At 47.3% G+C, this 2,752-nt stretch carries 2 protein-coding genes; one reads left to right on the top strand and one right to left on the bottom strand.

All coding sequences use genetic code 11. The features are described 5' to 3' along the window. Positions 1-153: 153 nt before the first annotated feature. The gene (locus tag CSQ88_RS22175) at positions 154-654 is read right to left on the bottom strand and encodes a hypothetical protein (protein WP_143449573.1); all 501 of its coding nucleotides are present in this window, start codon (positions 652-654) and stop codon (positions 154-156) included. A gap of 472 nt (positions 655-1,126) precedes the next feature. On the opposite strand from CSQ88_RS22175, the gene CSQ88_RS22170 reads away from it, so the two are divergent. Continuing rightward, positions 1,127-2,428 carry a tryptophan--tRNA ligase gene (locus CSQ88_RS22170; RefSeq protein WP_218963184.1) on the top strand — a complete coding sequence of 434 codons (1,302 nt, stop codon included), beginning with the start codon at positions 1,127-1,129 and terminating at the stop codon, positions 2,426-2,428. Positions 2,429-2,752: the final 324 nt, after the last annotated feature.

The raw sequence follows: 2,752 nt of genomic DNA, 5'->3' as shown, positions 1-2,752 counted from the left end.
TTTTGATACCTGCTTCGCCAGTTAAATATTGCTGAACGACAGAGAGCTTGAATTGCGTTGAGTACTTGGACATAAAAACACCCCAAAAATATGGACGGGTGTCCAACTTTTGGGGTGCAGTTCAATTGCAGGCTGTTTTTCTTGCGTCAGGGATTAATTTGCCCAAACAATCAACTTAACACGATTAACAATCAACAGCTGATCGCCCGCTGTTGCTTTCATCAGCAGGGCTTTGTTCTCAACCGGAACAGTAACAATCCGGCCTTCAACATTTTTAATCTTAACATTACCCGCATTAAGATCAACGCCCAGAATATCATTATAAATCGTTTGAGTTTTTAATATTCCTGCACCATCCACCGTCACATCACGGCCCTGTGCATCGATTATTTTACGCATTCCTGCACCGCCTTTTTGCAGCACAATGGCAGAGGATTTAGAGCCACTTACAATTACTTTATCATTTAATTTCAAACGGTCAAAATGTGTTATTTTTGGATCAATATGATCAAACGAAAGCTTTTGACCATCAGGCAAAGCCAGCAAAACAGTGCGCTGTGCAATATCAATCTTTTCAACATTCGCCTGAACGGTGGATTGCTCTGACGAGCCGACCAATATCTCTTTTTCTGCCATTTCATCGGCAAAGGCCACTTGCCCTGAAATCAAACCAGAAGCAATTAAGAGCACACCCAATAATTTATGACGCATTTTAATTTCCTTACAGAAGAAATTTACGATTCAAGGATAGCATACTCTATTCAATCACCCCTTCTAAAACAGGGGCATACTAATACCTGGACCGCTTATCTATTCTACGGAACCATTTTTGAATGGACCGCACTAAGCCCACTCTTGGATAATTACAAGCCCCCATTTTGCCGGTTTTATTTTTTATTTACCATTCTTCCAATATAAAAAAACAAAAAATCACAAATTCAATTTTAATGAAAATAGAAAAACCACACCATCATTGACGGTCAACTACTTAATTGAGCAACAGCATATTTTTTATTTTTTCAAAAAACCAGTCATGCGCGATTTAATTCAATCATTTTGTGCTTACACAAGCGCCCGTCGCCTGCTAGACTTGCTGCCATTCTTGCAGCGTGCAATATAGGAAAAAGTGATGAGTTTGCGTGTTCTTACCGGCATTACCACCTCGGGTACGCCCCACTTGGGCAATTATGTAGGGGCGATTCGCCCGGCAATTGTTGCCAGCCAAAGCCCGGATAGTGATTGTTTCTTCTTTATGGCCGATTATCATGCGCTGATTAAATGCGATGATCCGGCACGCATCGAGCGCTCACGCCTTGAAATTGCCGCTACCTGGCTGGCTGCAGGGCTGGACCCGGAACGCGTGACTTTTTACCGCCAAAGCGATGTACCTGAAGTCACCGAGCTAAACTGGCTTCTGACGTGCGTCACCGCTAAGGGCCAGATGAACCGTGCCCATGCTTACAAAGCCAGTACAGATGCCAACGAGGCGGCAGGCGAAGACCCTGACGCAGGCATTACCATGGGCCTGTTTTGCTACCCTATTTTAATGGCCGCAGATATTCTGCTGTTTAATCCGCACAAAGTGCCAGTGGGCCGCGATCAGATTCAGCATATTGAAATGGCGCGCGATGTAGCCGCCCGCTTTAACCATTTATTTGGCCAGGGCAGCGATTTATTTGTATTGCCAGAGGCGCATATCGAAGAGCACGTCGCGACCCTGCCCGGCCTTGATGGCCGCAAAATGAGCAAAAGCTACGACAACACCATTCCCCTGTTTGAAGGCGGCCATAAAGCGATGAAAGAAGCCATCGCCAAAATCGTAACCAACAGCCTCTTGCCCGGCGAAGCAAAAGACCCGGACAACTCGCACCTTGTAACGATTTTTGAGGCCTTTGCATCAAAGGAAGAAACCCAGCAATTTAAAGACGAGCTGCGTGCGGGTCTGGGCTGGGGCGACGCAAAAAAACGCCTACTGGATTTAATTGAGCGCGATATTGCACCGATGCGTGAACGCTACAACGCCCTGATGGCGCATCCGGAAGAAATTGAAACGCTGCTGCAAGCCGGTGCGGCCAAAGCCCGCGCTACTGCCGCGCCTTTGCTAAAGAAAGTCCGCGAATCGCTGGGCCTGCGTACCATGCAGGCCATTGCTGCGCCTGCCGCTAAAGTAGAGAAAAAAGCCGCGCTGCCGCTATTTAAACAATTCCGGCTTGAAGACGGCCTGTTTTACTTTAACTTCAGCGCCGCCGATGGCCGCCTGCTGCTGCAAAGCAAAGGCTTCGCCCAGGGCAAGGAAGCCGGACAATGGATCGCCAAACTTAAAAACGAAGGTGTGGCCGCCATTGCAGGTGATGCGCCAGTCAGCCTGAGCGAAGGCGTTTTGGCGACCGATATCAGCGCAGCATTGGCGGTGTTGCTGGCGGAATAAAGCTTGGCTGCCTATCGGACTTAAGATCAAAACGAGTCAAATTTAGTTTTGCATAGGGTGTGCAAGTCGTTTTTCTTGCTCACCAGTACTCGGTGCGCAACGACTGCGTCGTTGTATACCCAATGAAATGCTGATTCACTTCAGGATGCTAGCTTACGCAAGATAGCCACTCCGCCGATTAAAAAAAGCCACTCAATCCTGAACTGCACCCCAAAAGTTGGACACCCGTCCATATTTTTGGGGTGTTTTTATGTCCAAGTACTCAACGCAATTCAAGCTCTCTGTCGTTCAGCAATATTTAACTGGCGAAGCGGGTATCAAAAC

Source organism: Iodobacter sp. BJB302, from assembly GCF_002735645.1.
GTDB lineage: Bacteria > Pseudomonadota > Gammaproteobacteria > Burkholderiales > Chitinibacteraceae > Iodobacter.
The sequence above is the reverse complement of the archived record's forward strand: the minus strand, read 5'-3'. Positions and strand labels throughout refer to the sequence as shown.